This window comes from Albidovulum sp. (assembly GCF_049646345.1).
Classification (GTDB): domain Bacteria; phylum Pseudomonadota; class Alphaproteobacteria; order Rhodobacterales; family Rhodobacteraceae; genus Albidovulum.
The window spans coordinates 1-4,214 of the sequence record NZ_JBARVQ010000241.1; the positions used below are offsets into that span (position 1 = coordinate 1).

Below are 4,214 nucleotides of genomic sequence, written 5' to 3' on the forward strand. Positions count from 1 at the left end.
GGATGGCATACCTTCGATTGATCAACCCGTCTTCAAGACTGTGCTCGAGGCCGTCTCATTGACACCCAATGATCCGGTGATCGGGCTTGAGATTGCGGGCGACGCGCGGGCCTATCCGTTGCGCATCTTGATCTGGCATGAAATCGTCAATGACACTGTGGGCGGCATGCCGGTAACGGTCACCTATTGCCCGCTGTGTAATACCGCGCTGGTCTTCGACCGGACCGTCAATGGCAAGGTGCTCGACTTCGGAACCACCGGCAAGCTGCGCAATTCGGACCTTGTGATGTATGACCGCCAGACTGAAAGCTGGTGGCAGCAGGCCTTGGGCGAGGGGATCGTGGGCCGGATGAATGGCAAGACCCTGACACAGCTTCCGGGCTGGATGGAAAGCTGGGGCACCTTCCGCGCCCGCAATCCAGAGGGGCTGGTGATGGCGGAACCCGACTGGCCGCGCAGCTATGGCCGCAATCCTTATGTTGGCTATGACAGTCTGGCCCGTCCCTTCCTCTATTCCGGCGAGATGCCGCCCCATCGGATCGAACCCCTGTCGCGGGTCGTTCGGGTCGGGGATCGGGCCTGGCCATTGGAGCGGGTGTCGAAGGCCGGGACGTTGAAGGAGGGCGGAGTGGTGATCGACTGGAGCGCCGGTCAGGCGTCGGCGCTCGATACCGGGCGGATCGCCGAAGGCCGCGATGTCGGCAATATAAGGGTGCGGGATGCGGCGACGGGCCGCGATCTCGTGCATGACGTGGTCTTCGCCTTTGCCTTTCACGCGTTCCATCCCGACGGGGTCTGGATGCTGGGCAAGTAGGCGGTTTTAAATTGAGCGCCTGCGGCGCGAGATTTTATCTCGTCTTCGGCCTTCGGCCTCCTCCTCGGATTGCCTCCGGCGGGAGTATTTTCGAACAGAAGAAGCGGGATCAGCGCAAGATTTGCGTGGCAGCCCAGACGAGGCCGATCAGCACCGGCTGATGGATCAGATAGATCGCAAGGCTGTGGCGGCCGGGCCAGGTGAGGAGGCCGGGTGCGGCAGGGCGGGTAAGGCGCGACCAGACGCCGGCTCTGGTGCCGATCCGCGCCAGGGCCAGCCCGGCGAGAAAAGGGGCGAGCCAAGGGAAAAGCGGCACGTAGTCGATGGCGCCGGGCGTGTTGGTCGAAAGCCCGAGCGGCCAGAGAAGTGGCAGGTCAAAGGCCGTATTGTGCGGCAGGCGGGAGATCGCGAAGATACCGGCGGCGGCGGCCAGCGTCACCGTGGCAGGCAGGCGCAGGAAGGCGAGGCCGATGAGGCTGGCGGCTGCGATGGAATGCAGAATGCCGAAGAAGACGAAGCTTTGCGGCAGGGCGATCCTTGTGCCGACGGTGACCAGAAGGGCCGCCCCTGCGATCATCGCAAAACGTTTCGCGAAGCCGTGCCAGCGGATGCCGTTCCCATGCGCGAGCCAGAGGCTGACACCGGCAAGGAAGAGGAAACTGCCCGCCACCAGCCGCGCGAAGACCGCCCAGAAGCCGGTGACGGCTGTACCGGGCGGGATATGGCCGAACATCTCGAGATCATAGGTGAAATGATAGGTGGCCATGCCGATCAGCGCGACGGTGCGGGAGATATCGAGGGCCGCGATCCGTCCGGGGCGCTGATCGGCTGCGCTTGTCACCCGAGGATCACCAAAGCATGGCGCTTCTTGCCCGCCGTCAGTTTCAGCGCCTCGGCGAAATCACCCGCGCCGAAGATCTGGCCTGCATCGGTGGCGATATCGTCATTCACTCGCGCGCCGCCCTCGGCGATCAGCCGCTTGGCGTCCTTGCCGGACTTGGCAAGGCCCGAGCGCACGAAGAGCTGCGCCAGACTGATCCCGTCCGCGACATCGCCGGGCGAGAGCGTCAGGGTCGGCAGGTCATCGCCTACGCCGCCCTTCTCGAAGACCTCGCGCGCGGTCGCCTCGGCGGTGGCGGCGGCCTCGGCCCCATGGGCGAGTGTCGTGACCGCGTTCGCCAGCACGATCTTGGACTGGTTGATTTCGGACCCTTCAAGCGCGCCGAGCCGGTCGCATTCCTCGACCGGCAGTTCGGTATAAAGCTTCAGGAAGCGGCCGACATCGGCATCGGTCGTATTGCGCCAGTATTGCCAGAATTCGTAGGGCGAGAACATGTCGGCATTCAGCCAGACCGCGCCCGACTGCGACTTGCCCATCTTCTTGCCGTCCGATGTGGTCAGCAGATGCGAGGTCAGGCCATAGATTTCCTGATCGAGCACCCGGCGCGTCAGGTCGATTCCGTTGACGATATTGCCCCACTGATCCGACCCGCCCATCTGCAACAGGCAGCCATAGCGCCGGTTGAGTTCGAGGAAATCGTAGGCCTGCAGGATCATGTAGTTGAATTCGAGGAAGCTGAGCGACTGTTCCCGGTCGAGCCGCGATTTTACGCTTTCGAACGACAGCATCCGGTTGACCGAGAAATGCCGCCCGATATCGCGCAGGAAATCGAGGTAGTTGAGGGTATCGAGCCATTCGGCATTGTTGAGCATCATGGCATCGGTGGGCGCGTCGCCGAAGGTGACATAGGCGGTGAAGACCCGCTTGATCCCCGCGATGTTGTCATCGATCTGGGCCGGCGTCAGCAGCGGGCGTTCATCGGCCCGGAAGGACGGATCGCCGACCTTGGTCGTGCCGCCGCCCATCAGGACGAGGGGCTTGTGGCCGGTCTTCTGCAACCAGCGCAGCATCATGATCTGGATGAGCGAGCCGACATGCAGGGACTTCGCCGTGGCGTCGAACCCGATATAGGCGGGCACGACGCCCTTGGCCAAAGCCTCGTCCAGCCCCTGATAGTCGGTGCAATCGGCCAGAAAGCCGCGCTCCATCATCACGCGCATGAAATCGGATTTCGGGTGGTATGTCATTGACGCATTGTCCATTCTCATTCCGTCACGCATATAGCCGGGGGCGGGGCCGAGGGGAAGGGTATGAAGCGGGCAGAGCCGATCTGGGTATTGGGGACGATGTCGGGCACCTCGCTTGACGGGGTGGATGCGGCTTTGCTGAAGACCGATGGTGAGAGGATCGTCGAATTCGGTCGCCATGGCTATCGGTCCTATCTGGAGCCGGAGCGGGCGGCGATCCGTGCCGCCCTTGGACGCTGGCCGGGCGAAGAGGGCGTGGCCCGGGCCGCGGCGGCGGTGGAGCTTGCCCATACCGTCGTGATGTCGCGTCTGGCCGGGGCGGCAGATCTGGCAGGCTTTCATGGCCAGACGCTGGCGCATGAACCGGAAGGGCGCGGCACCCATCAGGCGGGCGACGGCTCGGTTCTGGCCGATGCGCTTGGCCTGCCGGTGGCCTGGGATTTCCGTACGGCGGATGTGCGGCTGGGCGGGCAGGGGGCGCCACTGGCGCCGTTCTTCCATTTTGCCTGCGCAAGATGGATCGGCGCCGATGCGCCGCTGGCCTTTCTCAATCTCGGCGGGGTGGGAAACCTCACCTGGCTCGATCCGCGCCTGCCGTCGCCTGATCTGCCGGGGGCCTGTCTGGCATTCGACACCGGTCCGGCGAACGCGCCGATTGACGATCTGGTGTTCCGGCGCCGCGGCCTGTCGCGGGACGAGGGCGGGGCGCTGGCAGCGCAGGGGCAGGTTGATGAGGACATCGTGTCGCGCTTTCTTGCGCATCCGTATTTCTTCAGAATGCCGCCGAAATCGCTGGACCGTGACGCGTTTTCCGGTCTGAGCGAGACGGTCGCGGACCTGTCCGACGCCGATGCCGCAGTGACGCTGACGGCGGCCGCGGCGGTGTCGGCCCATCGGGGGGCACGGCATTTTCCCGCACCGGTTGCCCGCATTCTTGTCACCGGGGGCGGGCGGCATAATCCGGTTCTGATGGCCATGCTGCAGACCGCATTCGATGTCCCGGTCGATCCTGTCGAGGCGGTGGGGCTCAATGGCGACATGCTGGAGGCGCAGGCCTTCGCGTATCTCGCGGCACGTGTCCGGCGCGGCTTGCCCACCTCCTGTCCCGGCACGACCGGGGTGCGGGCTGCGATCGGTGGCGGGACCATCAGCCGACCGAAGGCGTAACCCGATTTTTCTCCGAAAAATCGTCGAATTTTCGAAGAAAATTCGGTCCTGCGTTTCTAGCGGCGCACCCGTCGTGCCTGCCGCAGCATCGACCAGGAATAGACGATCAGGGCCGCCCAGATCAGCGGAAAGGCCAGCGCGCGCG

Annotated in this window: 4 protein-coding genes; 2 read left to right on the top strand and 2 right to left on the bottom strand. The window is 64.4% G+C overall.

The window, feature by feature from the left end:
* Positions 1–814: DUF3179 domain-containing protein (locus WBB85_RS05725; protein ID WP_432637670.1), on the top strand; the 814-nt coding region annotated here is incomplete at its 5' end.
* A gap of 109 nt (positions 815–923) precedes the next feature.
* Here the strand turns inward: WBB85_RS05725 and WBB85_RS05730 are convergent.
* Together WBB85_RS05730 and tyrS are read right to left on the bottom strand one after the other, a co-directional pair.
* Complete coding sequence (locus tag WBB85_RS05730) at positions 924–1,655, bottom strand: heparan-alpha-glucosaminide N-acetyltransferase (protein ID WP_432637671.1); 732 nt, start codon at positions 1,653–1,655, stop codon at positions 924–926.
* Positions 1,652–2,902, bottom strand: coding sequence for a tyrosine--tRNA ligase (tyrS, locus tag WBB85_RS05735; RefSeq protein ID WP_432637673.1), 1,251 nt, complete (start codon positions 2,900–2,902; stop codon positions 1,652–1,654). Before tyrS ends, WBB85_RS05730 begins: the two co-directional genes overlap by 4 nt.
* A gap of 63 nt (positions 2,903–2,965) precedes the next feature.
* Between tyrS and WBB85_RS05740 the strand changes: the two genes are divergently transcribed.
* A complete protein-coding gene (locus tag WBB85_RS05740; protein ID WP_432637672.1) occupies positions 2,966–4,069 on the top strand; it encodes an anhydro-N-acetylmuramic acid kinase in 1,104 nt (367 codons plus the stop codon).
* Positions 4,070–4,214: the final 145 nt, after the last annotated feature.

Coding starts and splice junctions, on each gene's coding strand:
- WBB85_RS05740 (WP_432637672.1), top strand. CDS start 2,966: ATGAAGCGGGCAGAGCCGATCTGGGTATTGGGGACGATGTCGGGCACC.
- tyrS (WP_432637673.1), bottom strand. CDS start 2,902: ATGACATACCACCCGAAATCCGATTTCATGCGCGTGATGATGGAGCGC.